Origin of the sequence: Paenibacillus sp. GCM10027626 (assembly GCF_042676285.1) — a bacterium.
In the GTDB taxonomy this organism is placed as follows: Bacteria; Bacillota; Bacilli; order Paenibacillales; family Paenibacillaceae; genus Paenibacillus_Z.
In genome coordinates this window covers 130005-155864 of the sequence record NZ_JBHTHC010000002.1, presented here as the reverse complement: position 1 = coordinate 155864, position 25860 = coordinate 130005, and the positions used below count along the sequence as shown (strand labels likewise).

The following is a 25860-nucleotide window of genomic DNA, read 5'->3' as shown; positions in this document are numbered from 1 at the left end:
TTCGCTCATCCTTTCACATTCGCGTAATAGTCGACATTAATCATATTTACGCTTTTCTTTTGCGGTGCAAAGGCAGCCTCGGCGGCACGGATCGCTTTCAACAGCGCCATCCCTTTATTTACGGTCTCCATATATTCATTCTCCGGCACCGAATCCCATACAATGCCTGCACCGGCCTGAACATACGCTTTGCCATGCTTGAAAATAATCGTCCGAATCGTAATACAAGTATCCAAGCTGCCGCCAAACCCAAGATAGCCGATCGCTCCGGCATAGGCGCCACGCGCCTCATTTTCCAGTTCCGCAATAACTTCCATCGCTCGCAGCTTCGGTGCGCCGGATACCGTGCCAGCCGGCATGCACGACACAAAGGCATCGAAGAAATCTTTATCGGCTTTCAGCTTGCCGGACACATTGGAGACAATATGCATCACATGGGAATAGCGCTCAATCTCCATATAAGAATCGCATTTTACCGAGCCGAACTCTGCCACACGTCCGATATCATTGCGCCCCAGATCAACCAGCATGAGATGCTCCGCCCGTTCCTTCTCATCGGCAAGCAGCTCCTTTTCCAGCGCCAGATCCTCTTCCTCTGTCTTCCCGCGCGGGCGCGTGCCGGCAATCGGCCTCGTTTCCACCCGCTCGCCGTCTACTTTCACCAGCGCTTCAGGCGACGTGCCGACAATTACTTCATCGTCCATTTTCAAATAGTACATATACGGGGATGGATTCATCGTGCGCAATACGCGGTACACATGCAAAGGGTCAACATCAGTGTCGATACTGAACCGCTGCGACAGCACAACTTGAAAAATATCGCCGGCACGGATGTATTCTTTTGCGCGTTCCACATTGTCCATAAACTGTTCCTTCGTCAGATTGGAGTGGATCTCGCCCAAGTCGGGATCGGCAGGCACTGTGCCGCCTGTCATCAATGTTGCCGGCAGCGGCTGCTTGAGACGCTCGATCGCCTGATCGATGCGGGCAACGGTTGCCTCATAAGCCGCGGCAATTTCCGTATTTGTTGCGCCTTCCTGCACATGGACATTGCCGATAATTTGTATTTGCTGTTTAAAGTGATCAAAGACTAAAATTTGATCGCAGAACATAAACTGCAAATCATTCATCTGCAGATCATCGATGCGATGCGCAGGCAGCTTCTCATAATATTGCAAAAGATCATAACCGAAAAAGCCGATCGCTCCTCCGGTAAATGGCGGCAGCTCAGGGAGCGAGGGGCTGCGAAAGGAACGAAGATGCGCCTTTAGCTGCTCCAGCGGGTTAGCCTTCAGCACCTTCTTCTCTCCATGCTGCTCGATGACTATTTCGCCGCCTTTGCCGTGAATGAGCATAAAAGGATGTGTGCCGATGAACGAATAGCGCGCCCATTTAACCCCGCCTTCAACACTTTCGAGCAAGAACGCTTGACGCTCTTGGCTAAAATGCTGGAAAAGCCGTATCGGCGTCTCGGTATCAGCCATAATATGGCGGGCGACCGGAATTAAATTGTACTGGTCCGCTTGCTTCATGACGCGCTGCAATTCATTATTCATCGAAATCTCTCCTCTAATCGGAAAATAAAAAAACTCCTGCGTGAGCAGGAGTGTTCATGTCAATAGACTCATATAAGATTAGGGCAGGACATCAACAAATGAGAATAACAGCATCCCCTGCAACCGATCACCAAATAATAGTGATACCTGTGCAGGCTCATCTCTGCTCATCCCTGTCTAGTCTACTCAGCTCTACTCCACTCATCTAATGGCATAAACGCCGTCTTGCTCAACTCATCTGGTCTAAATTGCCTCTAAAACTATGTTAAAAGCATACACTAGCCGCTTCCTGTCCGTCAACCCCGAATTTCAGCGGTGCAAGCTCAGGATTTGGCCAGATCCGGCCGCAGCGCTTGCGCCCTTCCCAAATAAATATGCTCAATCTCCTGCTGCGACTTGTCCGTATTGACGAGGACAAGCAGGCGAATGCACTTTTCGAGGCTCCCTTTGACCGGTACCTCCAGCGCGCACATGAGCGGCACCAGCTCCCAGCCTGCCATCGTTCGAATCGCCCTCGCCGGGAAGGTGGCATCCAAATCATTCGTAACGGTAATCAAAACACTGCAAATATCATCAGGCACAATTCCGTTGGCATGGACGATATCCGCTAGCAGCTCGGATGTGGCATCCAGAATCGGCTGCTCTTCATTGACCTCAATCGTTATCGCTCCGCGAATTCCGCGTACACTCATAGTAAATTATGCCTCCTGTTTTAACTGTTCCACGATTTCGCGCACTAGCGATGCGGAGACTTGTGTATTAATTTCAACCTTGCCGATTGCTGCAGGCACGATAAAGACCATCGTTCCCTCCTGGAACTTCTTGTCATGCTGCATCGCTTCCATAATTGCATCTGTATCCAGATGAGCCGGAAGGCGAATCGGCAGGCCCACCTTGGTTAACACCCGTTTTGTAACGTTATAAATTTCTTCAGGAGCGCCGAGCGCAACCGCAAGCCGGGCTGAACCAATCATGCCGATCGAGATGGCCTCGCCATGCAGCAGCTCGTTATAGCCGGCAACCGCTTCAAGGGCATGCCCAATCGTGTGCCCCAGATTTAAAATTGCCCGCAGCCCGTTTTCCCGCTCGTCTTCGGAGACGACAGCAGCCTTTACACTGCACCCCTTATATAAAGCATAGCTTAATGCCTCATGATCCAATGCGCATAGCTGCTCGGCATGATCGTCGCACCAGGCTACAAATTCCGCATCCCAAATCAGTCCGTGCTTCACCACTTCAGACAGTCCGGCGCTTATTTGCCGCTGCGGCAAAGTTTGCAGAGTTAACAAATCATAAAGAACAAGTTCGGGCTGATGAAAAGCGCCAATAATATTTTTTGCCAGCGGATGATTGACGGCGACTTTACCGCCAACGCTGCTGTCATGTGCCAAAATCGTTGTAGGAACCTGCACGAATTTAACGCCGCGCATATAAGAGGCCGCCACAAATCCGGCCAAATCGCCGACAACTCCGCCGCCAAGCGCTACAATCGCCGATTTCCGGTCAAGTCCTGCTTGCAGCGCTTGTGTGACAAGCTCTTCAAGCTTCGCTAGCGATTTGGAGCTTTCGCCTGCCGGCACAATAGCCGTACTCACCTTGAAGCCGGCTCCGGACAGCACATCGTTCAAATGCGCCAAATGTCTCGGCGCAACCTCGTCATCTGTAATAATCAGCAGGGGTGATTTTTTACTAATGCCGTGCTTAGCAAACAATTCGCCTGCTTCATCGATCAGCCCTTCTCCGATATAGATCGGATAGGAGCGCTCACCCAGTTCTACTGTCAGTTCACGTTTTGTACTCATTCATAACGCCCCATTTTATGCCAAATTGTATAAGTAAAATTGCTGCCAGTCCTGTCCAATATCTTTGCTCATTATAGTATAGCCTTGTCTGTTTGACAAGAAAGGCGCTTTTACAACAAAAGCTGCCTTGCACACTTTGCGAGCGTACAGGCAGCTTCTATCTTCATCGTAATCGAGTGATTGATCGCGTATTATGGAGTATCTGCGACTCCATTTTCAGCCTCAGCTCCGGCTCATTCATAAGCCCGGATAGCTGGCGAATATCGAGACCTAATATTTGCGCGCATTCCTGCACATTAATAATCCCGTGTCTATAAGCTGCAATGACCTGCCTTTTATCCATAGAAACCCTCCAACTAACATGCTGTATGCCTGACCATACAATATTAGTATTGGAGAAGAGATTAGTCCGTATACCTGCGCCGCTTATTCTGCCGTCCGGCGATAAAAGAAGGTTTCTGCCGATTGCAGGCCATATTGTCCGGGATTGAAAATCTGTTCCGTGCTGCCTACGAACAAGATGCCCCCAGGCTTCAATGACTGAGCAAACTTATGATAAAGCTTGTGCTTGGCTTCCTCTGTAAAATAAATCATCACATTGCGGCACACAATTAGATCGAATCCGGTTTCAAAACGATCGCTCAGCAAATTTTGCTGCTTAAAGGTGATCATTTTTTTTAGCTTATCATCGACATCGTAATGGCCGGCTGCAGCAGCTTTCAAAAAATATTGCTGCTTGTAACGCTCCGGCACATCCCTGATCGAGCGCTCATGGTAGCTGCCCTGGGCAGCCTTTTGCAGCACGGCCTGATCAAGATCGGTGGCCAGTATCGATATGCGGTCGCTCAGCTGCTGCTGAGCGGCAATCATGGCAAGCGTATAAGGCTCCTCGCCAGTAGAGCAGGCTGCGCTCCAAAACTTCAAGCGTCCGTTTTTCTTTTGCCATTCCGGAAAAAAGTCCCGCTCCAGCGTCTCCCATCTGGTCGGATTCCGCCAAAACTCGGAAACGTTGATCGTAACCCGATCCAGAAACTCTTCCATCAGCTTGCGGTCCTTCTCGATTGCCGCCCAATAGGCCAGAAAGGAATCAAATCCGTGCTTGGCTCGCAAGGTCGTCAATCTGCGCTTCATTTGCGCCTCTTTGTATTCCGACAAATCGATAGCCGTTTTGGCCTTCACCCGCGCTATAAATTGTGTAAAATCCAAATCTTCGATATGTCTGCACGCTCCCCGGCTTAGCCGCCCGTTCTGTCTAGATCCAACGCTGGATTGTTTTTTCGTAGGATATCAGTTCCTCATCTGAAAAGAAAATGCCGATTTCGCGCTTGGCGCTTTCCGGCGAATCCGAACCATGAATAACGTTAAAATTAGTATGTATGGCAAAATCTGAACGGATTGTGCCCGGCGCCGCCTCTATGGCGCTGGTCTTGCCGATCATCGCACGAGCCAAAGCGATTACATTGTCACCTTGCCACACCATAGCAAATACAGGTCCTGATGTAATGAAATCAACAAGCGGCGGATAAAAAGGCTTGCCCACATGTTCAGCGTAATGACGCCCGGCGATTTCCGGCGTTACCATCATAAACTTTGCAGCCACAAGCTGCATCCCTTTTCGCTCAAAACGCCCTACAATTTCACCAATAAGCCCGCGTTGAACACCATCTGGCTTAACCATGAGAAATGTTTGTTCCATCATCAAAAACCTCCTATGCTCAATAATTCCTTTTGGCCACAAAATGCGCAATGTCGGCCAAATTTTTTTTGGCCGGATTGTCAGGCAGCACGGCAAGAGTAGCGATCGCTTTATCAATATAACGCTCCGCCAATCTCTCCGCCACCTTAATTCCTTCGCTTTTTCGTATCATTTTCAAGGTTGGCTTCATATCGCAGGCACCGTCAGTCAGGCGAATATGCTGCAGATCGGCAAGCAGCCGCTCGCGGATAGCCGGCTCGCGCAGCGCCAGCAGCACCGGCAATGTTATATTGCCTTGGCGGATGTCGGAGCCTGGAGGCTTGCCGAGCTGTTTTTCCGTCCCCAGCAAATCCAGCAAATCATCGCGGATCTGGAAAGCCATCCCCACATTATAACCGAAGCGGTAAAGGCCATTGGACACTTTGTAATCCGCCCCTGCAGCTACCGCCCCCAACTGGCAGCTAATCGCCAGCAGCAGCGCGGTTTTGCGGCGGATACGAAGCAAATAGTTGCGCACGCTCTGCCCAGTGTTGAAAAAATCGCGGATTTGCTCCATTTCGCCAATGCACATTTGCACCATTGCTTTAGATAATATCTGATGAATAAGCGGATTATGCAGCTCGGTTGCAATCATTAGCGCTTTACCATAAATATAATCTCCGGTATACATTGCAATGCGGTTGTCCCATTTGGCTTTTACCGTTAACTGCCCGCGTCTTGTCTGGGCATTGTCAATGACATCGTCATGAACGAGCGATGCCATATGGATCAGCTCCAGCGGTACAGCTACCCGTCCAAGAACGTCAAGATCATAGTTGCCAAACTTGCCTGCCAGCAGCACGAAGATGGGTCTTATTCTTTTACCGCCTGCTTTGAGCAGGTGGGTTGAGGTTTCGGTCAGCAACGCATGATCTGTCGTAACGCTGCGAGCGAGTTCGCGCTCGATTACATCGAGATCGCCTTTCATTTTGGCATATATATCAAGTAGTTTCATTCGTTCACCTGTAGGGCTGTCATTTGATCTTCAAAAAAATGCATGTTGACTGAATGCTTGAGCAAGCCGAGCTGATTCGCATATTTAAAATAAAGCGACAGCCCCTCCTGTTCCTCCGGTCCAAAATCGTAGTGGAGCTCCTGAAAGTAACGCCGCCAGTACGATTCATCGCCGCCGATCAACTTGCACCCTTTTTCAATTAAAGGATTCAGGTTACTCAAGCTTTTCCGCTTGCTCGCTACAAGCGCCCGCCAAACCTCAGCCACCTCGAGCGGCCGCTTAGCGGCAGCAGACCTGCGGACAGCTACGACGGCAAAGGTCATGCCGTGGCCTGTCCACTCGCGCCAGAGCTGCCCCAGGTCGATCACAGTCATCCCTGCGCTTTCCCAGGATGCCTTAATCGCCGAATCGCCGATCAATAAAGCCGCATCGGCCTGTTCCAGCATCAAATCCAGTGCCGGCTCCATCGTAATATAATCCGGATTCCCTTTAAAATAAAGCGACATGATTATTTTGAGCAGGTTAACTGAAGTAGCGGAAGTCGCAGTCAAAGCAATCGTACCGTTTAACACTTGATCCATCGGCCGGTTCGTTATAAGCAGTATCGAGTTCACACGTGCGCGTGCGCTGACAGATAGATCAGGCAGCAGCAAGTAGTCGTCGGAATACTGCGCATAAGCAAATGAGGACATTGATGTAATGTCAATTTCCCCGCGATGAAAAGCCTCGTTCAATGCCGAGGGCACCCGCTGTATAATCGTATACCGCTCTGCAGGAAGCCTTTCCTCCGCATAATGAAAAATCGGCCACGCATTCGCATAATCAATCCGTCCGATGGTGATCGCCTGTTGTCGGGCCATGCTGCTCATCTCCCCATCTTCTGTATAAGTTGTGATCAATCTGCAATTGATCCAACACTTTGCCGACTAAAAAGTCGACCATGTCCGCAATCGTCTGCGGTCCGTAATAGAACGCCGGCATCGCTGGCACGATTGCGACGCCAAGCTTTGAGAGGCTCAGCATGTTTTCCAGGTGGATCGCATGAAGCGGCGTTTCGCGGGGAACAAGCAGCAGTTTGCGCCCTTCCTTCAGCATAACATCAGCCGCCCGCGTCATCAAATTATCCGATATCCCGTGAGCAATGGAAGCCAGCGTTCCCATCGAGCAGGGCATAATAATCATTCCTTGCAGCTTGAACGAGCCGCTGGCGATTGAAGCGCCAATATCGGCATTAGGGTGATAGATCAGCCGCGCGCCAGCCAGCGCCTCTCCAAAGACCGCTTCCAGCGCTTGCTGCCGCTTCGCTGCATTCCAGCCGAGCTCTTCCTTCAACACCCGCCAGCCGGCATCGGTAATGACCAGATGTACGGCATGACCGGCAGACAGCAGCATTTCGATCAGCCGGATCGCATAGATCGATCCGCTGGCGCCTGTAATGCCGACCGCCCACCTTTGCTTCGGAGCCGTCACCATACGCGCAGTACCACCAGGTCAAATAAAGTGCAGACAAACACCACGATACTTAAAGTGCCGTTCATCGTGAAGAAGGCGGTCTGTACACGGCTGGTATCGTTAGGCTGTACGAGCCAATGCTCATAAAAAAGAATGGCCGCTGCAATAATCGTCCCGAGCAGATACCCCCAGCTCAGCGGTGTGAGCCAAAACAGCATGAGGAAGCAGGCTGCGGTAATCATATGAAAGACGCGCGAAATCCACAATGCTCCCCGGAGTCCGAAACGGGCCGGAATCGAATACACGCCATGCTTGCGGTCAAACTCGAAGTCCTGACAGGCATAAATGATGTCAAAGCCGGCCAGCCAGAACACCACAGCTACATATAGCAGCCAGGCTGATGCATCAAGCGTCCCTGTTACAGCAACCCACGCCCCTAGCGGCGCCAGTCCGATCGTAAGGCCTAAAAAGACATGACACAGCCAGGTAAAACGCTTCGTATAGGAATAGAGCACGAGCAGAAACACGGCAATCGGCATAAGCTTCATACAGATCGGATCCAGGAAGCTGGCGGCAAAAATCAGCACCGCAAACGAGACGACGGTAAAGAGCATAACCTCGGCCACCTTCAGCAAGCCGGCCGGAATTGCCCGGTTCGCAGTCCGCGGATTCATCTTGTCAATCGCGCGGTCAATAATCCGATTCAGCCCCATTGCCGCGCTTCTGGCCCCTACCATAGCGAGCAATATCCAGCCGATCTCGCTCCACTCCGGCAATCTTTTTTCTACTACTACTGCGCCGAGCAATGCTCCCATAAAAGCGAATGGCAGCGCGAACACCGTATGCTCGAACTTGATCATTTCCATAATGATGCCTATTTTACGAATCATGGCTGGTTCATTCCCTTCGTCCCGATATGCAAGGCAGCAATACCGCCGGTTAGCGGATAAGCCTGTACATCATCGAGGCCGATCTTGCGGTAAATCGCCGCAAGCTGCTTTAAATCAGGGAACGCCTTCAAGGAGTCCGGCAGCCACTTGTATTGCTCGTAACGCCTGGCAAAAAGCTTGCCCATTAGCGGCAAAATACGCTCAAAGTAAAAATAGTAAATCGCTTTGAACGGCTGCCAATCCGGCTTGGACAGCTCCAGACAGACAACCTTGCCCCCAGGCTTTACTACCCGCTGCATTTCGCGCAGCACCTGCTCCGGATCCGGCACATTCCGCAGCCCGAATCCAATCGTGACATAATCGAACTGATTATCTTCAAATGGCAGCTCCATGGCGTTGCCCTGGATGAGCTCAATTTGCCGTCCCAAGCCTTCCCTGTCCACTTTGGCATGCCCGACATCAAGCATATTTTGGCTGAAATCAAGTCCGACCGTCTTCCCGGTGCCGCTGGCCTTCGCAAGTGCAATCGTCCAGTCGCATGTGCCGCAGCACAGATCAAGCGATGTATCTCCTGGCTGCATCGCCATTTTGCGCATCGTAAATTTGCGCCATGCTTTATGACGGCGAAAACTGAGCAGGTCATTCATAAGATCGTATTTTGGCGCGATGCTTTCAAAGACGCCATGCACAAAATCTTCTTTTGGCGTAGCCTTTTGTGTTTGTACTTGTGCTTGCATTTGCTTGCTCACCTTCTTTCCCCCAATACCGATGCGGCCGCCAGCTGCCGACTCATTAACTGTTCACAAATCTCCGTTAATTCTTGGACGATTCGCTCCGAATCGACCCGCGCGGCAACAGCTTGAATGATCTGGACAGACTGATTAAGCTGCTCCGCCAACTGGCCGCGTATATTATATTTGGCTATCAAGGATTCAATCATGTACGGCTCGACGGAGGATTCCGCCAGCAGCCGCTTCTCCTCATCGTTGCCTTCTGTCCACACATGCCAATAACCCCAACTGCCGACAAAAGCAAGCGGGTCTTCGCACTTGGCCAGCTCGGACGCGATCACCTCGCAGCGCCCAATGGTCTCAAGCAGCTCCGACCACAGCTTAACCGCATTTTCATTAAGCAAGTAGGAAAAGGAATAGAACAATCGTGTGTTCACCTGCACGCATTGATGCAAGTATTCTTCAGTTGTCAGCCTCAGCTGTTTCATCTTCATATACAAATTCATTTTGAGACGGTTGACTTCGCATACGCCGTCGCTCATGCTGCGAATCATCTCAATCCGGCCAGGATGAGCAAGCAGTTGATAAAAGCGGCTGCTAAAATAATCGCCGGCCAGCACTTTCAATTGCCGGGAACGCATCTCGCGTTCCGATAATCTTCCCGAGTCCGCATCGATCGTATCATGTGTGTCCATCCCAAGCTGCACCAGCCCAGCAACAAGCCCGTAAAGCTCGTTATCGGCATAAGGAATACGCTCATTAGCTAAAAAAGCAAATAGCAGCCGAATTCGCAAATCGGGAAAAGCCGGCAGCGCAGCATGGTCGACAATGACATCATACTCGGTATACTTCTTCGCGATTTCAGATATTTTATTACAGTTCATTGGTCAAGCCTCCGGGCCAGAGCAGCGAAAGTCTTGCTGTTCTATAATCTAAATTATTATAGCATTATGTTGATCTTTCCGCTATACGCCGCACCTGATCTACCTGCGTCTATTCGGTTACGGAATCACTGAATGCATAAATCAGGGACGCTTTTTTTGTCCTGCCAGCGTAAGCCGCAAACGTTCGCGCCAGATCGGCTCGGCAAAGGGATCCGCCTTGCTGAGCAAGGAAAGCTCTGCCGGCAGCCACTCGTCAGTGCGGCGAATATCTGCAGCGGCAACCAGGGCGGAAGCGCGCTCCTGCGTTTCTGTGTCAATTGTGTTAACAAACCTTACGAGCACCCTCGTGACGTTGTCCGTCTGTACAAATGCCAGCCGCAGCAGCCGCTCTAAGTCGCTCATCCAGGCCGCTGCCTGCAGCACCCCGCCCTCTACCGCCAGATCAACCGACAATACGGCCCGATGCCAGTCAGCGCGGCGGATCGGCAGCCCGAGCTGCAGACCGGCCAGGGAATCAACCAAATTGTTGCTGCTGATCCGTTTGATGCGCTCTGCTTGAAAAACGGCAACATCTAAGGCCGCTTTATTTGCTTTTTTGCCGAGCAGCGGCAGCACGCCAAGCAGCCCGGTCACTAAGATGGTCACAGCACTGGCGGCCAACAAAGCTTTACCGACTCGCATTTTTTTCACGCCTTTCGCAACATCAAAATCTGTCCTCTTCTTATTGTACAAAGAAAAAAAGCAGGCTATGCCTGCTTAATCAAGCGAGAACAGGTATCGACAAGCGAATGGGCCGGCTTCAGCCGATGCTAATCGTCATTGTCGATGACGCCATGCTTAGTTAGTATCGTAGCTTTGCCCCTGACCTTGATCGCGGATGTGTGATCAGTAAATTGCACAATCATTATTTCTCCCTTATCCAGCTTCTCCGTATGGTGAAATTTAGTATCGTGGCCGCGAGTTAAGCCGATTACTTGGACCCCCTGCGCTTTAGCTTTGATGACCACATAATCCCCCTGCAGCGTCTCACTCATAATTCGCAAGCCTCCTTGTCATGTAATTTCCAATATTGTGAGAAGAAAAAACTGCCTCCCGAACAATGATCAGGACGGCAGTAAATGTGATAATTCTTATTCAGTGGTCGGGTGTACCGGATTTGAACTGGCGACCTCTACCACCCCAAGGTAGCGCTCTACCAAGCTGAGCTAACACCCGACATTGCAACCCGCCATTAACTTTATGCGCATGGCTGACTGCAAGGTTGAGTCTACTGGATTTCCTAACTATTGTCAATAGAAAGTAACGAATTGTAGTCCTAAAAAAACGCCCGCTGCCTGGGCATGCGGACGTTATCGGCGGCGGTTAACCGCCTGTTCATTATTGTACTTGATCTTTCAGCGCTTTACCTGCCTTGAAGGAAGGAATTTTGCTAGCTGGAATGTCGATCTCTTGACCTGTTTGCGGATTGCGTCCTTTACGAGCTTCGCGGCTTTTCACCTCAAAGTTGCCAAATCCTACCAGCTGAACTTTGTCTCCGCTTTGCAGCGCTTCGGAAATAGCATCGAATACAGCATCTACTGCTTTGGACGCATCTTTCTTGGAAAGGTCTGTCAACTCGGCTACTTTTGCAATGAGTTCTGTTTTGTTCAATTCATTCACCTCCCCTTACAGCAGCTTCAAAGCTTTCACTATCATTCTGTTTAACCGAAACTCGCAAAATTATACATGCTTCTGTCCGGTCACATACGATTTCTCCGCGCTATGCGTCGCAGCCCTCAAACAATAATAACAATTGCGGGGCGAGAACAAACGCCATTACCGCCGGATTAGTGACAAAACTATAGTAATACAGCGCATTTAGAATTTCAAGTGGGCACACAAGTTTTCCCGCGTGAGACCTAGATAATTCACAGTTTTGCGACTATTTCTTCAAGCCTTGGAGCCACTGTTTGAAATTATACATGAAAAAGACGTGCCTAATCAAGGCACGTCTCCTTAAATTTTCCCAAAAATCACTAAAGAATGATCGCAATTAGTCCGCCAGAGCCCTCGTTGATTATTCTGCCCAGCGTCTCCTGCAGCTTATAGCGCGCATTATCCGGCATCATAGCAATTTTGCCCTGGATGCCCTCGCGGACAATCGAGTGCAAGGACCGGCCGAACATATCGGAATCCCACACCTTGATCGGGTCGTTCTCAAAATCCTGCATCAAATAACGGACGAGCTCCTCGCTTTGCTTCTCGGTTCCGATAATGGGCGCAAACTCCGACTCGACATCTACTCTGATCATATGGATCGACGGCGCCGTCGCTTTCAATCTTACACCGAAACGGGAGCCCTGGCGAATAAGCTCAGGCTCATCGAGCTGCATCTCTGCAAGTGTAGGCGCAGCTATGCCATAGCCGGTCGTCTTGACCATCTCCAGCGCTTCCTGGAAGCGGTCGTATTCCTTCTTGGCATGAGCGAAGTCCTGCATCAATTGCAGCAAGTGATCCTTGCCGCGAATTTCTACGCCGACGACTTCCATCAAAATTTGATCGTATAGTTCATCCGGTGCATACAGATCGATCTCTGCTACCCCTTGCCCCATATTCATGCCGCTTAAGCCGGCGCGGGCAATGAACTCGTACTCCATAAACTGGCTTACAACGCGGTCTACGTCGCGCAGACGGCGAATGTCCTTAACCGTATCGCGCACCGAATTCTCGTAGTTGCTGCGCAGCCAGTGCTGGTCATTGAGCACCATTACCCAGCTTGGCAGGTTGACGTTGACTTCATGAACCGGGAATTCATAAAGCACTTCCCGCAGAACAGACATGACATCTTCCTCGCCCATCGTAGCGACACTAAGCGTCATGACCGGAATATCATATTTGGTCTGAAGCTCGCTGCGCAGTTGCTGCGCTTCCTCGCTCCGCGGCCTTGTGGAGTTGACGATCAGCACGAATGGCTTGCCGACCTCCTTCAGCTCCTCAATGACGCGTTCTTCAGCTTCTACGTATGATTCCCGCGGTATTTCCGCGATCGTTCCATCTGTCGTTACTACAACGCCAAGCGTTGAATGCTCCTGAATCACTTTGCGCGTTCCAATTTCAGCCGCTTCCTGGAACGGAATCGGCTCCTCGAACCACGGTGTTGTGATCATTCGCGGCCCATTCTCATCCTCGTAGCCTTTGGCTCCCACTACGGCATAGCCTACACAATCGACGAGCCGCACATTAACTTCAAGCCCTTCTGCTACGCGAAGCTGTACGGCTTGATTGGGCACAAACTTCGGCTCTGTCGTCATAATCGTTTTGCCTGCCGCGCTTTGCGGCAGTTCATCAATAGCTCTTGCCCGGTCGGCCTCGTTTGTAATATTCGGCAGCACAACCGTCTCCATGAACCGCTTGATGAAGGTTGATTTGCCCGTGCGGACCGCACCGACGACGCCGAGGTAAATATCCCCGCCAGTTCGTTCGGCTATGTCCTTGAAAATGTCTACTTTCTCCACTGATATCCCCTCCCAATCGAATTTCGCCAGTACATGGACGTACCGTTACTGCCGCGTTTCCCGCTGCCTGCGCAGTCGTCAGGGTTCGCCGCCATCGCCGATCCGGAGCAAGCAAGCAACGCAACTCGTACATGATTTTGGACTAGTAATAGCTTATTGTGCGATTGTCCCATTTATGACGACTATTCTTTGAAATCTTTCAATTTTTGCTTTCTCCGCAACCGGCCTTCCCAGATAGAGATATATGAGAGAATTTGATGTCCTATACCATCTCTAATGAGAAAAACTTCGACTGAAGTCCTTCGAGGATGAGCAACTGTGAAAAAAAACGCCGCTGTACTGTAACGGTCAGTACAACGGCGCCTTCTTGCCGGATCGCTGTCGCCCTTAAGGCTCCAGCACCGCTTGCGGCTCGCCATTTATTAATTTATAACCGGGCGATTTAACGGGTACGAAGTCCGATTGCTCTACAAGCAGCTCGCGCAGATCGGCCATGTTTTCATATCCGCTGCTGGCGCTAGGCATCATTTGCGAAATATCGATGGCATAATCGATATAAACCTTGCCCATCTCATCCAACAGCGTATGCAGCGTTTGACCTGAAAATACGCTCTGGATTTCAGGCTCCTTTACACTAAGCTTGCTATAATCGATCAAGTAAAAATCGGGATAATACTTCTCTCCCGCCGGAAGCTTGCCGCCATTGTTGTTTTTATAGGCGGCCACAGCATTTTGCACATCGTTGATTTTTTGAAACTGCGCCAAATTCATCAGCTTTACTGTCGGATCGGTCTCTTCGTTAATAACGAGGAAATAGTAGCTGCCGCCCTTTTCAAAAGCAGATGCCGGTATTTCGCTTACATAATTCATCCGCAGCAATTTATCAAAATCGATCATGAACTTTTCATAGCGCGGCGTGTCAGGCTCGCTATTGCGAATAGGCAGCAACCCTGTATCCTTTTGATACTTGTCCACGACGAGCTGCACGTTCATGAGTGCATCTTTGGCCGGCTTCTGATTTTGCGCCAGCTTCTCTTTCGGATAAAGACATCCGGACAGAAATAAAGTAATAAGCGACAGCATAAGCGCGATCTTTACTCTATGAAGCATCGTTTAATCCCCCCACAAATCATCAGACTCCGTCTGCTGCAGCTGCTTCCGTATAGCTGCGCGAAGCGGGTCCTCAGGCACTTCGACCGTCACAGGACCGACAATCCGCGCCTGGCAGGAAAGACGCATGCCCTCGTCAGCCAGACCGGCCAGCTTGCGGCGCTCTGCTTCATTAACAGCCGACAAGCCTTTATCTCCGGCATGGCGCACCTTGCACATCAAGCATGCCGCTTTCCCGCCGCAGCGGGTGCGGATCGCGATTCCGGCCTTGCGCGAAGCATCCAGCACGGTCGTCCCGCTCCGGACCGTTATCGTCTTATTGGCAGGCTGAAAAGTGATTTGCACTCTCACAGCAACCCCTCCGCCCCTGCCTGTTCCAAACAGGCATGCACCTTGGCCATCGTTGCGGACGATAGCGGATTTCTTGCCTCTATACAATCAAAGGCAGCTTGGTGGACAGGGCGCTCCTCACGTACAGCAGCGGCTATCAGCTCGACGCGGTCGCGCCGGCCGCGCAGCATATTGAACCACATTTCATGCGCCAATGGCACTAGACCGATCCGCCTGGTACCGCAGGAAAGCTCCAGCTGCAGCGGGTAAAGCGCTTCGCGCACCTCCACCTGATAGCGGTCCTCCTGGGTCGTTACTACAAATCCGCCTACCAGCTCGACCTGCACCCCGGCAATCAAATAGTGGCTCAGAACGGAAGCGTAGATCCCTGAAACGTTCTCCTGCTGCTCATCAAGCGCATAAGGAGCCAATGCCTGATGCAGCAATCTCGCATCTTCATGATCAGCATATAAATCGAGATCGCGAGGCAGCTGTGCGAGCTGCAATCCCCGCAGCATTAACCCCGCACTCCCGCCAACCAGCCACACAGCTCCTGTAGGCTGTGCCGCTTCTGCGATGACTTCGAGCGCGCGGCGGATTGATTGTCGATCCTCCACCGGACTCCACATCCTTTTCTATATTTCACTTATATTTTGAAATAGGGTTTGTTGCGTACTGAAATCTCGCCGGCGCCAGGCATTATCGTTGCCTGGCACGCCAGCCGATAGCCCTCATCGAATTCTTCCGGCTCCAGCCTATTCCATTCCGCATCTGTAATATCTCCCAAAAATTCGCCGCCAGCCTCCACAATACAGCGGCACCGGGCGCATGTAGCGCGTTTGCAATTATGCAGCCAATCTATGTCATGCTTGAGCGCCAGTTCCAGCACGGACTTCCCGGCCTCTGCCTCAACAATCGCAGTTTTCGTACGTCCTGTTAACTCCACCATATATTTCCCCATCCTTTCCAGCCGCCTCTTGTCCTGCGCGCGCCAATCAGAGGTTATGTAATCTTCTTCGCCCCATTTTAGGCAATCGATAAAAAACCGAGTATTCCGCCTACAACTAAACATATAAATGCGACCGTTGAAACAATAAATCGAAAAACGCCTTTAAGCTTATAGCGCGCTACCGTTATCAAGACAGCGGCTATCGCCATTAACCCGATCCCAATCAAGGAAATCCACATCTTTGTCATTGGATCCACTTTATTGCTTCCCCACCTTGTCCATTAAATATTCGCGCTTTTAGCCAGCAAGCTTATGAAATTGACGCCTTATTATAGCATTTGTCGAGCTGTGGCGGCTACTTGCAGCCAATTTGTTCACATAAAAGAAGAAAAGGGACTTCGCAAATCGATCCCGGACAGCTGGAGCCAGGCATCGCTTTGCTAATGTCCCTTATCAGTTACTTCTTCATCATCATTTTCATAAGAGCTTCCACATTGCCCATGTTCATGCCGCTTTTTTTGACAGCGCTGATAATATCGTTAATGGTACTTTCGGCTACAGGTACATTCGCCACTGCCGATACTTGTTTGATCAGCTTGCGCAGTTCGGCATCGCTTTGCATCGTTTTTGCAGTTACTCCGCTAGCAAGCTTTTTGACGGCTGATTCTGAAATAGATTTGCCTGTTTTTTTCTTCACCGCGTTTAAGACGTCTTTTGAAATGTTTTTATCGCTCATCGTTTCCCCTCCTAGCCAGTACTCGTAACACTATATGAGAGGAAAAGGTGATTGGTGTAGGCACTATGGAAAAGCAATGTCCTCCATTTCATGCGTCCGGCCTCGTCCCATCAGATCTTCGACGGCGACCCGCGGCGGTTTATTGTTGAACAGCACTTGAAACAGCTGCTCTGTAATCGGCATTACAACCCCAAAAGATTCTGCAAGCTCGCGCGCTGCGCTAGTTGTACGTACCCCTTCCACGACCATGCCCATCCGTTCCAGCATCTGATCGAGCGGCACGCCCTCTGCCAGCATGTACCCGGCGCGGAAATTGCGGCTGTGACGGCTTGTACACGTAACGACAAGGTCGCCAACCCCGGCGAGGCCGGCAAAGGTTAGCGGATTGGCCCCCATAGCAATGCCAAGCCGCTTGATCTCGGCGAGGCCCCGCGTCAGCAGCGCCGCCTTGGCGTTATCGCCAAACCCGAGCCCATCCGACAATCCGGCGCCAAGGGCAATAATATTTTTGATCGCTCCAGCAACCTCGACCCCGATTACATCCAGATTCGTATAAACACGGAAATATGGCGTAATAAAGGCATCCTGCGCTTTCTCGGCGGCTGCGAGAGAGGCTGCGGCAACAACTACAGTAGTCGGCTGTCTTCTTACGACTTCCTCTGCGTGACTTGGCCCGGAAAGCACAACAATCGATTCCGGATCGACCGGCAGCTCCTCCGCCAGCACAATCGACATCCGCTTCAAGCTGCCCGTTTCAAAGCCTTTGGTAGCATGGACACATAATGCATTTGCAGCGATAAATGGCGCCGCCGTGCGGGCAACCTGCCGCATAGCGGAAGAAGGAGCAGCAAACAATACGATCTCCGCATCCTTCAATGCACTTTCGATATTAGTCGTGGCCGCGATGGAATGAGGCAGCTCGGCACCTGGCAAAAATCTGCCGTTCACATGTGTACGGTTAATTTCTTCGACTTGAGCCTCATTACGTGACCAAATATGAACGATATATTGATTTTCTGCGAGTACCGTTGCAAGAGCCGTCCCCCAGCTCCCGGCGACCAACACTGCAGCTTTTCGTTTTTCCATGCCTTCCTCCCTACTGCTTGCGAGCACCCAGCTTATTTTCATTGCCTTGCACCAGCTTGACAATATTGCTCCGATGGCGCACAAACGCAAATATGCAGATGAGCAAGCTTGCCAGCAACAATGGCAATGGCTTACTGGTCAACAAAATAATAATCGGCACTAATGCGGCAAAAATAAGCGATCCCAGTGAAACAAATCGCGTAATAACTATGGAGAGAATTGCGGCAATCCCGGCGATCAATGCCGGCAAAAAGGCTAGTGAAGCAATAACTCCAACCGTCGTGGCAATTCCTTTTCCGCCTTTAAAGCCGAAAAATACCGGCCAGTTGTGGCCTATAATAGCAGCCAGTCCGCAAACGACGGGCACCCATTCTCCGCCGACGAGCCATTTGCCAAGCAGAACGGCTAGAACGCCTTTTATAATGTCGAGTAAAAAAACGGCCGCCGCCGGCCCCTTGCCCAAAATACGCAAAGTATTCGTTGCCCCTGCATTGCCGCTGCCATGTTTGCGAATGTCGATTCCTTTAATCCATTTGGCAATTAAAATACTGAATGATAACGAGCCCAGCAAATAACTGATCACGATTGCAATTACTGTTAACACCGTTCCTGTCTCCCCCTAAAAAGCATAAACCGGCTCTCCGAATAAGCAATGAAGCCGCTCCAGGCGCCAGCCGGCTCAATACGGCAGCCAGCGCATGGATACAGGCTTCTTGGCATGCAGCGCTAATTAATCGTCGTCTGATTTCTTTCTGGTATAGATCCGAATCGGCGTTCCTTCAAAGTCAAAGGAGGCCCGGATCTTGTTCTCCAAATAGCGCTCATAGGAGAAATGCATCAGCTCCGGATCATTTGCAAACAGCACAATAGTAGGAGGTTTGACCGCTACCTGGGTGACATAATTAATACGAAGGCGGCGCCCTTTGTCCGTTGGCGGCGGATTGATCGCAATCGCATCCGAAACAACATCATTAAGCAGATGCGTCTGGATACGCAGCGCATGCTGCTCCGATACGCGATTGACAACCGGCAGCAGCTTATGCAGCCGCTGTTTTGTCTTGGCGGACAAGAAGACAATCGGCGCATAAGTCATAAACAAAAAATGATCCCGGATTTTTTGCGTGAACTGCTGCATCGTCTTGTCGTCCTTCTCGACAACATCCCATTTGTTAACGACAAAGATCGAAGCCTTGCCCGCTTCATGCGCATAGCCGGCGATATGCTTGTCTTGCTCAATGATCCCTTCTTCGCCATTAATGAGCACAAGCACGACATCTGCGCGTTCAATGGCTTTCATGGCGCGCATCACGCTGTACTTCTCGGTCGTTTCATACACCTTGCCGCGCTTGCGCATGCCCGCTGTATCGATTAGGACATATTTTTGCCCATCGTGCTCAAACGGAGTGTCGATCGCGTCGCGGGTCGTCCCTGCCATATCGCTTACTATGACCCGCTCTTCCCCAAGAATCGCATTCACCAAGGAGGACTTTCCGACGTTCGGCCGGCCGATTAAAGCGACGCGAATGACATCCTCCTCATATTCCTCTTCCTGCTCTTCCGGAAGCCGCTCTACGACCGCATCCAGCAAATCTCCAATTCCTGTGCCGTGAGCCCCGGAGATCGGAATCGGTTCGCCAAATCCCAGGCTGTAAAATTCATAAATATCATCATGTCGATTCAAGTTATCCACTTTATTGACAGCAATTATAACCGGCTTGCGCGAACGCATCAGCATCTGCGCAACTTCGTCGTCAGCATATGTTACTCCCGCTTTTGCATCCACCATAAAAACGATGACATCCGCTTCTTCTACTGCCAGCTCTGCCTGCATCCGTACTGACTTCATAATTTCATCTTCGCCGTCAATCTCAATGCCTCCAGTATCCACAATACTAAAGGCTCTGCCATTCCATTCACCGGAACCGTAAAGCCGGTCCCTCGTTACACCAGGCTTGTCCTCCACAATCGCCAACCGATCGCCGATCACCCGGTTAAAGATCGTAGATTTCCCCACATTCGGCCGCCCTACAATCGCGACAATGGGTCTAGACATCGAATTCACTCCTCAAGCGTAAGCAGCTGTCTTCCATATGAGAACAGCAGCTGCTTCACAAATTACTCACGCCTTCCATCATAGCAAAAAACAGCGTCGTTGGCTAACATTTCATTCTGAAGTATGATCAACCAATATGTAGGTACCGTTCTTCAGATCGTGAACAGCGGCATTTAATATCTTTTCCAGCAAAAATGCCGTTGCTTCCTGCTGAGCCGCATTCTTTTCGATAAAGATCGGCGCGCCTCCATCGACAGCAGCGGAGTCGGTTGTGACGATTGCGACGATTTTAGCCATGCCAGCCTTCCTCCTGCTTATTCAGATTCGCCTCCGTTGGCATTCTTACAGCCGATTCCAATATAGGCACACGCAGCATGATTTGCTTGGCCTTCTCCGGATTATTGTCATGCGCAAGAATAAATACGGCCAGCCGCCCATCCCTCATATCCAGCTTCGCCATCGGAATTAAAGCCGGCTCGCCGTCATCGCGGTAAATGCCAAGCATCGTAGATAGATCATACAGCATCGCCTGCCGCTGACCCAAATTGCTGATGGTTACTTTCGCATTCGGGTTTTTCGGGTGCAGTACGAGACCGATTCCGCCCTCAGCAATCAATTTTTGATTTGATCCCAGCCCGACATTCATGATATAGATATCATTAACATACAAATCCGGCCCCTTTACGATAACATTGCCAATTTCAACCTCGGCAATATGGGAGATCATCTTGCCCGACTTGAGCCAGAGAACGACGATTAAAGTGGCCAGGCCGACTACGATACCATAAATAACGCCGAGCGAGAGGGAGGCTAGCGTAGTAAGCAGCGCTGAAAAGATAACCAGATAGTTCCGCCCCTCAAACACCATGGCAATGCCTTCAATATATGTAGCGCCGCGCGGCACAAGCTCCAGGCTGTCAATTTTCGACAATGTTTCTCTCTCCATTTTGCGCACATCGCGAAATTGCTGAGCAGCCAAAGTCAAGAACGTAATGGCCGTGTAATCTTTCTTGTATAATGCCGGTACCGCTACCGCCCCTAAGGCGGCAGCGATCACCCCAAGCGAAATATGGATGATTTTCCCGTGCGGGTAAGCGGGATATTGCCGATAATCGGTCCGCAGTAAAAACAACCGTGCGCATATGCCAAAGGCAATCCCCAGCAGGATCCCAATCATTACATGATGGGGCTGGCCAGATATCATTTGTTTCCACATCGATTCAATTACCCCCCCGCGCTCTGGTACGGATGCTTGTCATTTTCATCCAAGACAGCTGCAGACCGTATTTTATGTTCCATAGCAATCTTGTCATACATACAGCGCAAACCGTTTGATCCCACCAGCGCAGCGTGCCAATCGCGACTTCCCCGGCAGCCTGGCCGGCCAGCCCAATCTCTGCAGCCATAACTGCGAGCACTGAGATTGCAGCATGATAACGGAATCGTTCAGTAAGCAAGCTCGCTATGAACCCGATTAGAATCGGGGCATCCCACTCAGGAGCTACAACAACCATCACCGGATCCAACCGGTACAGATAATGGCTCCACCAGCTCAAGCCTGCAGCCAGCGCTGCGCTAAGTAAGACGCTAATATGCTCCTGCAGCGGCCTTGCAGTAAAAATAACAACAATTGCGATCATTGTTGCTCCAAGAGCACTACCGCTCATTACAATATGATCGGACATTCTGACCGGCCAAGGATGAAGGAGAGCAAGCAGTACGGCCATGCTCCACAGCAGCCTTACGGAAGCTTCTCCAGCAACCTGGCGCTTCCAGCCCGTCACATAAAGCACCAGGCCCATCGCAAGCAGCCAAGCCGCAAGAAAACCTGCCCCCATCTTCTTCCCTTCCTTCTAAATTAGCAGTCAGCCACTATTATGCGCTTATTACTGCACTGTTAATCAAAAAAAGCTGCTCCCTGAACTTAACAGGGAACAGCTTTCTCATATAGATTAACTTATTTAAGTTTGCTCAGCTTGTCGCCGAAACGCTCAGCAAGCGTAAAGCTCATGCCTTCGTTGCTAAGGCTGACATTCGGGTTGTCGATTTTTTCAATTTTTGGACCGCGGTCACGGTCGCGATCGCGAGGCGCTCTTTCCGCTTTTTCCGGTTGGGCAGGCGCTTCTTCTGTTTCTTTGATGCTCAAGCTTACACGCTTCTCTGCAGGATTGAAGTCCAAAATCTTCGCTTGCACTTCTTGGCCTTCTTGAACAACCTCATGCGGAGTCGCCACATGGCGGTGAGCCAATTGAGAAATGTGAACAAGGCCTTCTACGCCTGGAGCAATTTCAACAAAGGCGCCGAAAGTAACGATGCGGCGAACGGTGCCTGTTACAATATCGCCTGTGTTGAATTGGCCTGCTGCAGTTTCCCAAGGGCCAGGCTGAGCTGCTTTCATGCTCAGGCTGATTTTTCCTGCTTCCGGATCGACCTTCAATACTTTGACGCGAACCGATTGACCTTCAGAAACCAAATCTTTCGGATGAGCGACATGCTCCCAGGAAAGCTCGGAAACGTGGACCAGACCGTCAATGCCGCCGATATCGACGAATGCGCCGAACGGAGTCAGCCGCTGTACAGTTCCCTCAAGCTCTTGGCCTGCTTCGAGAGAGTTCATAATTTTTTGCTTGTTTTGCTCATATTCTTCATCAAGCACTTCTTTTTGCGACAGAATCACTTTATTGTTCTCGCGGTCGATTTCCTTCACTTTTACGCGAAGCGTACGGCCTTTGTAATCGCTGAAATCTTCAACGAAGTGACGCTCAACCATAGAAGCCGGGATAAATCCGCGAACGCCAATGTCCGTTACGAGGCCGCCTTTAACAACGTCTGCAACCGTAACTTCGAATACTTCGCCGCTGTCAAAACGCGCTTGCAGCTCATCCCATGCGCGCTCGCTATCAATTTGACGCTTCGAAAGAACAAGCTTTTCCTTCTCATCGTCGATGCTGACGACCTTTACTTCAACTTCTTGACCGATTTGAACCGCTTCGGCCGCGTTTTCGAGTTGAACCGGAGACAGCTCGCGAATTGGAATAACGCCGTCATATTTATATCCAAGGCTTACAAAGACTTGGTTATCATCGATTTTGACGATCGTACCTGTAACCGTGTCACCTTTTTTGATCGACACGATATTGTCCATAGCCTCCTGGGTAATCGTTTCCGCTGGAGCGGACTCTTGTACTTTTGTTTCTTCTGACATTTGAAATACCTCCTCAATTCATACCCCAACTTTATTTAAACGCACATGCCATAGCTTGTGCAAGCCAAACATGTACTGTCTAAAACATTATTTTGCAGCCTATCTACCCTTGGCGGGTCATCTCGCGTATTTCCGTCATGACCGCATCCGTTACCCGATCCAGCACATCGGATGAAGAATCCTGTATGAAGGCCGATAAATCGATCGGCTGGCCGTAACGAATTTTCATTTTGCGAAATAGGCGATAATTCCCGATAATTGCCACCGGTATGATAGTTGCATTGCTGCGCATAGCAATCATGGCAGCGCCCTTCTTAGCCATTCCTGTCGCCGGAGCATTGCGCGTGCCCTCCGGGAAAATCCCCATTACTCCGCCCTCTTCCAGCAGAGCAATCGCAGAGCGTATCGCCTCCTTGCTCACTCCCCCGCGCTTGACCGGAAACGCGCCCAAGGCGCGAATGAACGGGCCAAATAACGGGATATTAAACAGCTCCGCCTTTGCCATATAGTGCACTTTGCGCTCCAGCTTGGTTCCTACCGTCGGCGGATCAAGCAAGCTAATATGATTGGCGCATAGCACAACGGGACCGGTGGACGGGATATTTTCCAGCCCTACAGCTTCGAATCGGTATAGCATCGCATAAATGAGCCGGAGCAGACCGCGGCAAGTATTATATAACATAGTCTACTTCGCCTCCGCCAATTTGGTTCGGCTCAAATTGAGAATAATTTCTACAACTTGATCGATATTCAGCTCCGTGCTATCGACTACGACGGCGTCGTCTGCGCATACGAGAGGAGAGACCTCCCGCTCCTGATCGCTGCGGTCGCGTTCAGCAATTTCAGCCTCCAGTTGATCAAGCGGAACCTTCTGTTCATCCCTAAGCTCCCGGTAACGCCGTAATGCTCTGATTTGCACACTGGCTGTCAGGAAAATCTTCAGCTCAGCATCAGGCAAGACATGTGTGCCAATGTCGCGCCCATCCATTACAATGCCGCCTGCAGCAGCCATTTTGCGCTGCAGCTCGACCAGCCTCGCTCTAACCTGCTGGTGCGCTGCGACTTGTGAGACGCGCAAAGTAACGTCGCGCGTACGGATGGCATCGGTAACGTCCTCACCGTCAAGCAGAACAATCTGCCCTTCTGCTCCCGGCTTCAAGATAACCTCGGACCGGCGAGCGATTGCGCCCAGCTCGTCCGACTCTGTCGGCTCGATGCCGGCTCTGTTCGCAGCGAGTGTCACTGCCCGGTACATCGCACCGGTATCGATGTAGATGTAACCAAGCTTCTCAGCAACACGACGGGCAACTGTACTTTTCCCTGCACCAGCCGGTCCGTCGATCGCAATATTCATGCGCTCGCTGCAACGTGTATCATCCTTGCTCAACGATGTGCGACCTCCTTGGAGTGCCTTTGCGGCAGCTTGCCTTGTCCTTCTCACAGGCGCGCTGTAAAATCCTCAAGAAAAAAGCAGGCTCTGCCTGCGGTTGTGAAAATTATACCACACTAAAGTTGGAGATGCAAAGAACGTCCCCTCACCTTAGCGGTCTTCCTTCCAGCCGGTCCACGCCGGTAATCCACTCTCTAACACCCTCAAACTGCAGGGCGGCTTGCGAAATTACAAGAATTACAAGCAGCCCGATTGCTACAATTTTGAGCAGGCTGCTAACCTTGTCAATTTGGTGTATTCGCTCGTATTTTTGCTTAGCGCCTGCTGAATGCGCCCGCTTCTCCCTTGATTGATTGGCAATAACAGCGCACCTCCCCAAATTGGACGTGTCGAACAGCCAGTCCGTCTTCACTATTAAAATGAAAATTGTCTCATTTGGGGTAGTTTTTCCATTTCATGCATTGTTATGTATCATTTTTTGCGGATTTCCAGCTGCCGTTCAAAGCAATAGCGAATAATTTTTTGCCGCTCTCCGTCGGTAATGCTTGTAAACTTGATCATGACCTGGTTGCGGCCAGACTCGAGCTTGCGAACCCGAACAACCTCAGATTTAAACTGCGCATGCTCGATTGCGCCATTGCGGTAAGGAAGAAGCAGCCAGCATTCCAGCTCCTTTCCCGGAGTCATCGGCCATTTGCCGTCCGACAAAAACGATATCCCTCCGCCGCCAACATCGTCCGTTATACCGATAAAACGAATCTGCGGCGATAATTGGATCGCCATCTCCAGCTCTGCAGCTACACGCAAAAAATTCCGGCGCTGAACCTTTGTAATCGAATCGGGATCAGGCTTGCGGATGCGCACTAGCCGCACAACATCTTCTTTATGCCCCAGCACATGAGAATTGAAGTAATGTTTTACGCCGTCGCCTGATATGTAATAGGCAGAGAGCTCATCGCCCAAAAACAATCGCTTGTATTTCCCCATCCCTTCTTGTACAGGCACTTCAATCAGCAGCTCTATATCATTCTCATCTGCAATTCTTGACTTATATTCTATCTGCGCTTCCTCTTCATCCGATGAAGCTACCTGTAAAAATAAAAACTGATTGATCTTAGGCACCATATGATCCCCCCTGAATTACTGCAATAATTATAGCATAACAACCCAATTTCGGGGGAGCGATGCGCAACAAAATTTTACATTTTCATGCCGGTTCTGATAAGGGCAGTTGGGATCTGGGAACTTATAACTCAACTTTCGCACTTCATTAAACTCGTTCAGCCCAGAGAATCGCTAAGGATAAGCAGATTAAAAAAAGTAACTGGACAATTACTGCAATAAGAAAAATACCGCTCATTGTGGACCATTTCACAATCTGCTTCTCAGTTGGTTAAAAGCACACACGTCCATTCGACAGCCTCTTATAGGACGACTAAAGGGATTTTTTTCATTTAGTTTCCCTGTCTTTCAGAAATCACGAGGAACTACATGCATTTTCT

At 50.5% G+C, this 25860-nt stretch carries 33 protein-coding genes and 1 tRNA gene; all 34 read right to left on the bottom strand.

Features of this window, described 5'->3' with window-relative positions:
* Window positions 1-5: 5 nt before the first annotated feature.
* The 34 genes from trpE to ACFQ0N_RS04315 all read right to left on the bottom strand — a co-directional run bounded on the left by trpE (window position 6) and on the right by ACFQ0N_RS04315 (window position 25483).
* Window positions 6-1556, bottom strand: a complete 1551-nt coding sequence (gene trpE, locus ACFQ0N_RS04480) for an anthranilate synthase component I (protein WP_379323251.1) — start codon at window positions 1554-1556, stop codon at window positions 6-8.
* 323 nt (window positions 1557-1879) lie between these two features.
* Window positions 1880-2248, bottom strand: a complete 369-nt coding sequence (aroH, locus tag ACFQ0N_RS04475; protein WP_379323249.1) for a chorismate mutase — start codon at window positions 2246-2248, stop codon at window positions 1880-1882.
* A gap of 6 nt (window positions 2249-2254) precedes the next feature.
* Entirely contained in the window at window positions 2255-3358 is a 1104-nt protein-coding gene (gene aroB / locus ACFQ0N_RS04470) for a 3-dehydroquinate synthase (RefSeq protein WP_379323247.1), read from the bottom strand.
* 163 nt (window positions 3359-3521) lie between these two features.
* Window positions 3522-3701: a hypothetical protein gene (locus tag ACFQ0N_RS04465; protein WP_379323245.1), complete on the bottom strand. Its 180-nt coding sequence runs from the start codon at window positions 3699-3701 to the stop codon at window positions 3522-3524.
* 83 nt (window positions 3702-3784) lie between these two features.
* A complete protein-coding gene (locus tag ACFQ0N_RS04460; RefSeq protein ID WP_379324253.1) occupies window positions 3785-4573 on the bottom strand; it encodes a CheR family methyltransferase in 789 nt (262 codons plus the stop codon).
* A gap of 37 nt (window positions 4574-4610) precedes the next feature.
* Window positions 4611-5054 (bottom strand): nucleoside-diphosphate kinase, encoded by a 444-nt coding sequence (gene ndk / locus ACFQ0N_RS04455; RefSeq protein WP_379324251.1) that lies wholly within the window; start codon window positions 5052-5054, stop codon window positions 4611-4613.
* 19 nt (window positions 5055-5073) lie between these two features.
* On the bottom strand, window positions 5074-6048 hold the full coding sequence (locus ACFQ0N_RS04450) for a polyprenyl synthetase family protein (RefSeq protein WP_379323243.1): 975 nt from the start codon (window positions 6046-6048) through the stop codon (window positions 5074-5076).
* A complete protein-coding gene (locus ACFQ0N_RS04445; protein ID WP_379323241.1) occupies window positions 6045-6908 on the bottom strand; it encodes a menaquinone biosynthesis protein in 864 nt (287 codons plus the stop codon). Before ACFQ0N_RS04445 ends, ACFQ0N_RS04450 begins: the two co-directional genes overlap by 4 nt.
* Window positions 6871-7521 (bottom strand): UbiX family flavin prenyltransferase, encoded by a 651-nt coding sequence (locus ACFQ0N_RS04440; RefSeq protein WP_379323239.1) that lies wholly within the window; start codon window positions 7519-7521, stop codon window positions 6871-6873. The genes ACFQ0N_RS04445 and ACFQ0N_RS04440 overlap by 38 nt, the downstream gene beginning before the upstream one ends.
* Window positions 7515-8390 carry a UbiA-like polyprenyltransferase gene (locus tag ACFQ0N_RS04435; protein ID WP_379323237.1) on the bottom strand — a complete coding sequence of 292 codons (876 nt, stop codon included), beginning with the start codon at window positions 8388-8390 and terminating at the stop codon, window positions 7515-7517. Before ACFQ0N_RS04435 ends, ACFQ0N_RS04440 begins: the two co-directional genes overlap by 7 nt.
* Entirely contained in the window at window positions 8387-9127 is a 741-nt protein-coding gene (locus tag ACFQ0N_RS04430) for a demethylmenaquinone methyltransferase (protein ID WP_379324249.1), read from the bottom strand. The genes ACFQ0N_RS04435 and ACFQ0N_RS04430 overlap by 4 nt, the downstream gene beginning before the upstream one ends.
* An 8-nt stretch (window positions 9128-9135) precedes the next feature.
* On the bottom strand, window positions 9136-10005 hold the full coding sequence (locus tag ACFQ0N_RS04425; RefSeq protein ID WP_379323235.1) for a heptaprenyl diphosphate synthase component 1: 870 nt from the start codon (window positions 10003-10005) through the stop codon (window positions 9136-9138).
* A 141-nt stretch (window positions 10006-10146) separates the two neighbouring features.
* A complete protein-coding gene (locus tag ACFQ0N_RS04420) occupies window positions 10147-10686 on the bottom strand; it encodes a hypothetical protein (RefSeq protein ID WP_379323233.1) in 540 nt (179 codons plus the stop codon).
* Window positions 10687-10814: 128 nt separating this feature from the next.
* On the bottom strand, window positions 10815-11039 hold the full coding sequence (gene mtrB, locus ACFQ0N_RS04415; protein WP_379323231.1) for a trp RNA-binding attenuation protein MtrB: 225 nt from the start codon (window positions 11037-11039) through the stop codon (window positions 10815-10817).
* 104 nt (window positions 11040-11143) lie between these two features.
* Window positions 11144-11220: transfer RNA gene (locus ACFQ0N_RS04410), tRNA-Pro, on the bottom strand.
* 162 nt (window positions 11221-11382) lie between these two features.
* Entirely contained in the window at window positions 11383-11655 is a 273-nt protein-coding gene (locus tag ACFQ0N_RS04405) for an HU family DNA-binding protein (protein WP_379323229.1), read from the bottom strand.
* Window positions 11656-12020: 365 nt separating this feature from the next.
* The gene (gene spoIVA, locus ACFQ0N_RS04400) at window positions 12021-13499 is read right to left on the bottom strand and encodes a stage IV sporulation protein A (protein WP_379323227.1); all 1479 of its coding nucleotides are present in this window, start codon (window positions 13497-13499) and stop codon (window positions 12021-12023) included.
* A gap of 387 nt (window positions 13500-13886) precedes the next feature.
* Window positions 13887-14609 (bottom strand): hypothetical protein, encoded by a 723-nt coding sequence (locus ACFQ0N_RS04395; protein ID WP_379323225.1) that lies wholly within the window; start codon window positions 14607-14609, stop codon window positions 13887-13889.
* Between the two features lie 3 nt (window positions 14610-14612).
* Window positions 14613-14960, bottom strand: coding sequence for a 2Fe-2S iron-sulfur cluster-binding protein (locus ACFQ0N_RS04390; protein WP_379323223.1), 348 nt, complete (start codon window positions 14958-14960; stop codon window positions 14613-14615).
* On the bottom strand, window positions 14957-15556 hold the full coding sequence (locus ACFQ0N_RS04385; RefSeq protein WP_379323221.1) for a hypothetical protein: 600 nt from the start codon (window positions 15554-15556) through the stop codon (window positions 14957-14959). Before ACFQ0N_RS04385 ends, ACFQ0N_RS04390 begins: the two co-directional genes overlap by 4 nt.
* A 29-nt stretch (window positions 15557-15585) precedes the next feature.
* Window positions 15586-15900 (bottom strand): 2Fe-2S iron-sulfur cluster-binding protein, encoded by a 315-nt coding sequence (locus ACFQ0N_RS04380; protein WP_379323219.1) that lies wholly within the window; start codon window positions 15898-15900, stop codon window positions 15586-15588.
* Between the two features lie 65 nt (window positions 15901-15965).
* Complete coding sequence (locus ACFQ0N_RS04375; RefSeq protein ID WP_379324247.1) at window positions 15966-16136, bottom strand: DUF2768 domain-containing protein; 171 nt, start codon at window positions 16134-16136, stop codon at window positions 15966-15968.
* A gap of 209 nt (window positions 16137-16345) precedes the next feature.
* Window positions 16346-16624, bottom strand: coding sequence for a stage VI sporulation protein F (locus ACFQ0N_RS04370; RefSeq protein WP_379323217.1), 279 nt, complete (start codon window positions 16622-16624; stop codon window positions 16346-16348).
* A 63-nt stretch (window positions 16625-16687) separates the two neighbouring features.
* The gene (locus ACFQ0N_RS04365) at window positions 16688-17710 is read right to left on the bottom strand and encodes an NAD(P)H-dependent glycerol-3-phosphate dehydrogenase (RefSeq protein WP_379323215.1); all 1023 of its coding nucleotides are present in this window, start codon (window positions 17708-17710) and stop codon (window positions 16688-16690) included.
* Window positions 17711-17720: 10 nt separating this feature from the next.
* Window positions 17721-18314 (bottom strand): glycerol-3-phosphate 1-O-acyltransferase PlsY, encoded by a 594-nt coding sequence (gene plsY, locus ACFQ0N_RS04360; RefSeq protein ID WP_379323213.1) that lies wholly within the window; start codon window positions 18312-18314, stop codon window positions 17721-17723.
* Window positions 18315-18440: 126 nt separating this feature from the next.
* Window positions 18441-19763, bottom strand: coding sequence for a ribosome biogenesis GTPase Der (gene der, locus ACFQ0N_RS04355; protein WP_379323211.1), 1323 nt, complete (start codon window positions 19761-19763; stop codon window positions 18441-18443).
* A 111-nt stretch (window positions 19764-19874) separates the two neighbouring features.
* Window positions 19875-20060 carry a capping complex subunit for YIEGIA gene (locus ACFQ0N_RS04350; protein WP_379323209.1) on the bottom strand — a complete coding sequence of 62 codons (186 nt, stop codon included), beginning with the start codon at window positions 20058-20060 and terminating at the stop codon, window positions 19875-19877.
* Window positions 20053-20979, bottom strand: coding sequence for a YIEGIA family protein (locus tag ACFQ0N_RS04345; RefSeq protein ID WP_379323207.1), 927 nt, complete (start codon window positions 20977-20979; stop codon window positions 20053-20055). Before ACFQ0N_RS04345 ends, ACFQ0N_RS04350 begins: the two co-directional genes overlap by 8 nt.
* 4 nt (window positions 20980-20983) lie before the next feature.
* Complete coding sequence (locus ACFQ0N_RS04340; RefSeq protein ID WP_379323205.1) at window positions 20984-21601, bottom strand: YphA family membrane protein; 618 nt, start codon at window positions 21599-21601, stop codon at window positions 20984-20986.
* 119 nt (window positions 21602-21720) lie between these two features.
* Entirely contained in the window at window positions 21721-22968 is a 1248-nt protein-coding gene (gene rpsA, locus ACFQ0N_RS04335; RefSeq protein ID WP_379323203.1) for a 30S ribosomal protein S1, read from the bottom strand.
* Between the two features lie 103 nt (window positions 22969-23071).
* On the bottom strand, window positions 23072-23650 hold the full coding sequence (locus ACFQ0N_RS04330; protein ID WP_379323201.1) for a lysophospholipid acyltransferase family protein: 579 nt from the start codon (window positions 23648-23650) through the stop codon (window positions 23072-23074).
* A gap of 3 nt (window positions 23651-23653) precedes the next feature.
* Entirely contained in the window at window positions 23654-24355 is a 702-nt protein-coding gene (gene cmk / locus ACFQ0N_RS04325) for a (d)CMP kinase (RefSeq protein WP_379323199.1), read from the bottom strand.
* Between the two features lie 148 nt (window positions 24356-24503).
* A complete protein-coding gene (locus tag ACFQ0N_RS04320; protein WP_379323197.1) occupies window positions 24504-24770 on the bottom strand; it encodes a hypothetical protein in 267 nt (88 codons plus the stop codon).
* A 59-nt stretch (window positions 24771-24829) separates the two neighbouring features.
* Window positions 24830-25483 carry a flagellar brake protein gene (locus tag ACFQ0N_RS04315; protein WP_379323195.1) on the bottom strand — a complete coding sequence of 218 codons (654 nt, stop codon included), beginning with the start codon at window positions 25481-25483 and terminating at the stop codon, window positions 24830-24832.
* Window positions 25484-25860 lie beyond the last annotated feature (377 nt).

What these genes read in the sequence shown, in the direction of transcription:
- trpE (WP_379323251.1), bottom strand. Translation starts at nt 1,556, where the DNA reads ATGAATAATGAATTGCAGCGCGTCATGAAGCAAGCGGACCAGTACAAT.
- aroH (WP_379323249.1), bottom strand. Translation starts at nt 2,248, where the DNA reads ATGAGTGTACGCGGAATTCGCGGAGCGATAACGATTGAGGTCAATGAA.
- aroB (WP_379323247.1), bottom strand. Translation starts at nt 3,358, where the DNA reads ATGAGTACAAAACGTGAACTGACAGTAGAACTGGGTGAGCGCTCCTAT.
- ACFQ0N_RS04465 (WP_379323245.1), bottom strand. Translation starts at nt 3,701, where the DNA reads ATGGATAAAAGGCAGGTCATTGCAGCTTATAGACACGGGATTATTAAT.
- ndk (WP_379324251.1), bottom strand. Translation starts at nt 5,054, where the DNA reads ATGGAACAAACATTTCTCATGGTTAAGCCAGATGGTGTTCAACGCGGG.
- ACFQ0N_RS04450 (WP_379323243.1), bottom strand. Translation starts at nt 6,048, where the DNA reads ATGAAACTACTTGATATATATGCCAAAATGAAAGGCGATCTCGATGTA.
- ACFQ0N_RS04445 (WP_379323241.1), bottom strand. Translation starts at nt 6,908, where the DNA reads ATGGCCCGACAACAGGCGATCACCATCGGACGGATTGATTATGCGAAT.
- ACFQ0N_RS04440 (WP_379323239.1), bottom strand. Translation starts at nt 7,521, where the DNA reads ATGGTGACGGCTCCGAAGCAAAGGTGGGCGGTCGGCATTACAGGCGCC.
- ACFQ0N_RS04435 (WP_379323237.1), bottom strand. Translation starts at nt 8,390, where the DNA reads ATGATTCGTAAAATAGGCATCATTATGGAAATGATCAAGTTCGAGCAT.
- ACFQ0N_RS04430 (WP_379324249.1), bottom strand. Translation starts at nt 9,127, where the DNA reads ATGCAAGCACAAGTACAAACACAAAAGGCTACGCCAAAAGAAGATTTT.
- ACFQ0N_RS04425 (WP_379323235.1), bottom strand. Translation starts at nt 10,005, where the DNA reads ATGAACTGTAATAAAATATCTGAAATCGCGAAGAAGTATACCGAGTAT.
- ACFQ0N_RS04420 (WP_379323233.1), bottom strand. Translation starts at nt 10,686, where the DNA reads ATGCGAGTCGGTAAAGCTTTGTTGGCCGCCAGTGCTGTGACCATCTTA.
- mtrB (WP_379323231.1), bottom strand. Translation starts at nt 11,039, where the DNA reads ATGAGTGAGACGCTGCAGGGGGATTATGTGGTCATCAAAGCTAAAGCG.
- ACFQ0N_RS04395 (WP_379323225.1), bottom strand. Translation starts at nt 14,609, where the DNA reads ATGCTTCATAGAGTAAAGATCGCGCTTATGCTGTCGCTTATTACTTTA.
- ACFQ0N_RS04380 (WP_379323219.1), bottom strand. Translation starts at nt 15,900, where the DNA reads ATGGGGAAATATATGGTGGAGTTAACAGGACGTACGAAAACTGCGATT.
- ACFQ0N_RS04375 (WP_379324247.1), bottom strand. Translation starts at nt 16,136, where the DNA reads ATGACAAAGATGTGGATTTCCTTGATTGGGATCGGGTTAATGGCGATA.
- ACFQ0N_RS04370 (WP_379323217.1), bottom strand. Translation starts at nt 16,624, where the DNA reads ATGAGCGATAAAAACATTTCAAAAGACGTCTTAAACGCGGTGAAGAAA.
- ACFQ0N_RS04365 (WP_379323215.1), bottom strand. Translation starts at nt 17,710, where the DNA reads ATGGAAAAACGAAAAGCTGCAGTGTTGGTCGCCGGGAGCTGGGGGACG.
- der (WP_379323211.1), bottom strand. Translation starts at nt 19,763, where the DNA reads ATGTCTAGACCCATTGTCGCGATTGTAGGGCGGCCGAATGTGGGGAAA.
- ACFQ0N_RS04350 (WP_379323209.1), bottom strand. Translation starts at nt 20,060, where the DNA reads ATGGCTAAAATCGTCGCAATCGTCACAACCGACTCCGCTGCTGTCGAT.
- ACFQ0N_RS04345 (WP_379323207.1), bottom strand. Translation starts at nt 20,979, where the DNA reads ATGTGGAAACAAATGATATCTGGCCAGCCCCATCATGTAATGATTGGG.
- ACFQ0N_RS04340 (WP_379323205.1), bottom strand. Translation starts at nt 21,601, where the DNA reads ATGGGGGCAGGTTTTCTTGCGGCTTGGCTGCTTGCGATGGGCCTGGTG.
- rpsA (WP_379323203.1), bottom strand. Translation starts at nt 22,968, where the DNA reads ATGTCAGAAGAAACAAAAGTACAAGAGTCCGCTCCAGCGGAAACGATT.
- ACFQ0N_RS04330 (WP_379323201.1), bottom strand. Translation starts at nt 23,650, where the DNA reads ATGTTATATAATACTTGCCGCGGTCTGCTCCGGCTCATTTATGCGATG.
- ACFQ0N_RS04315 (WP_379323195.1), bottom strand. Translation starts at nt 25,483, where the DNA reads ATGGTGCCTAAGATCAATCAGTTTTTATTTTTACAGGTAGCTTCATCG.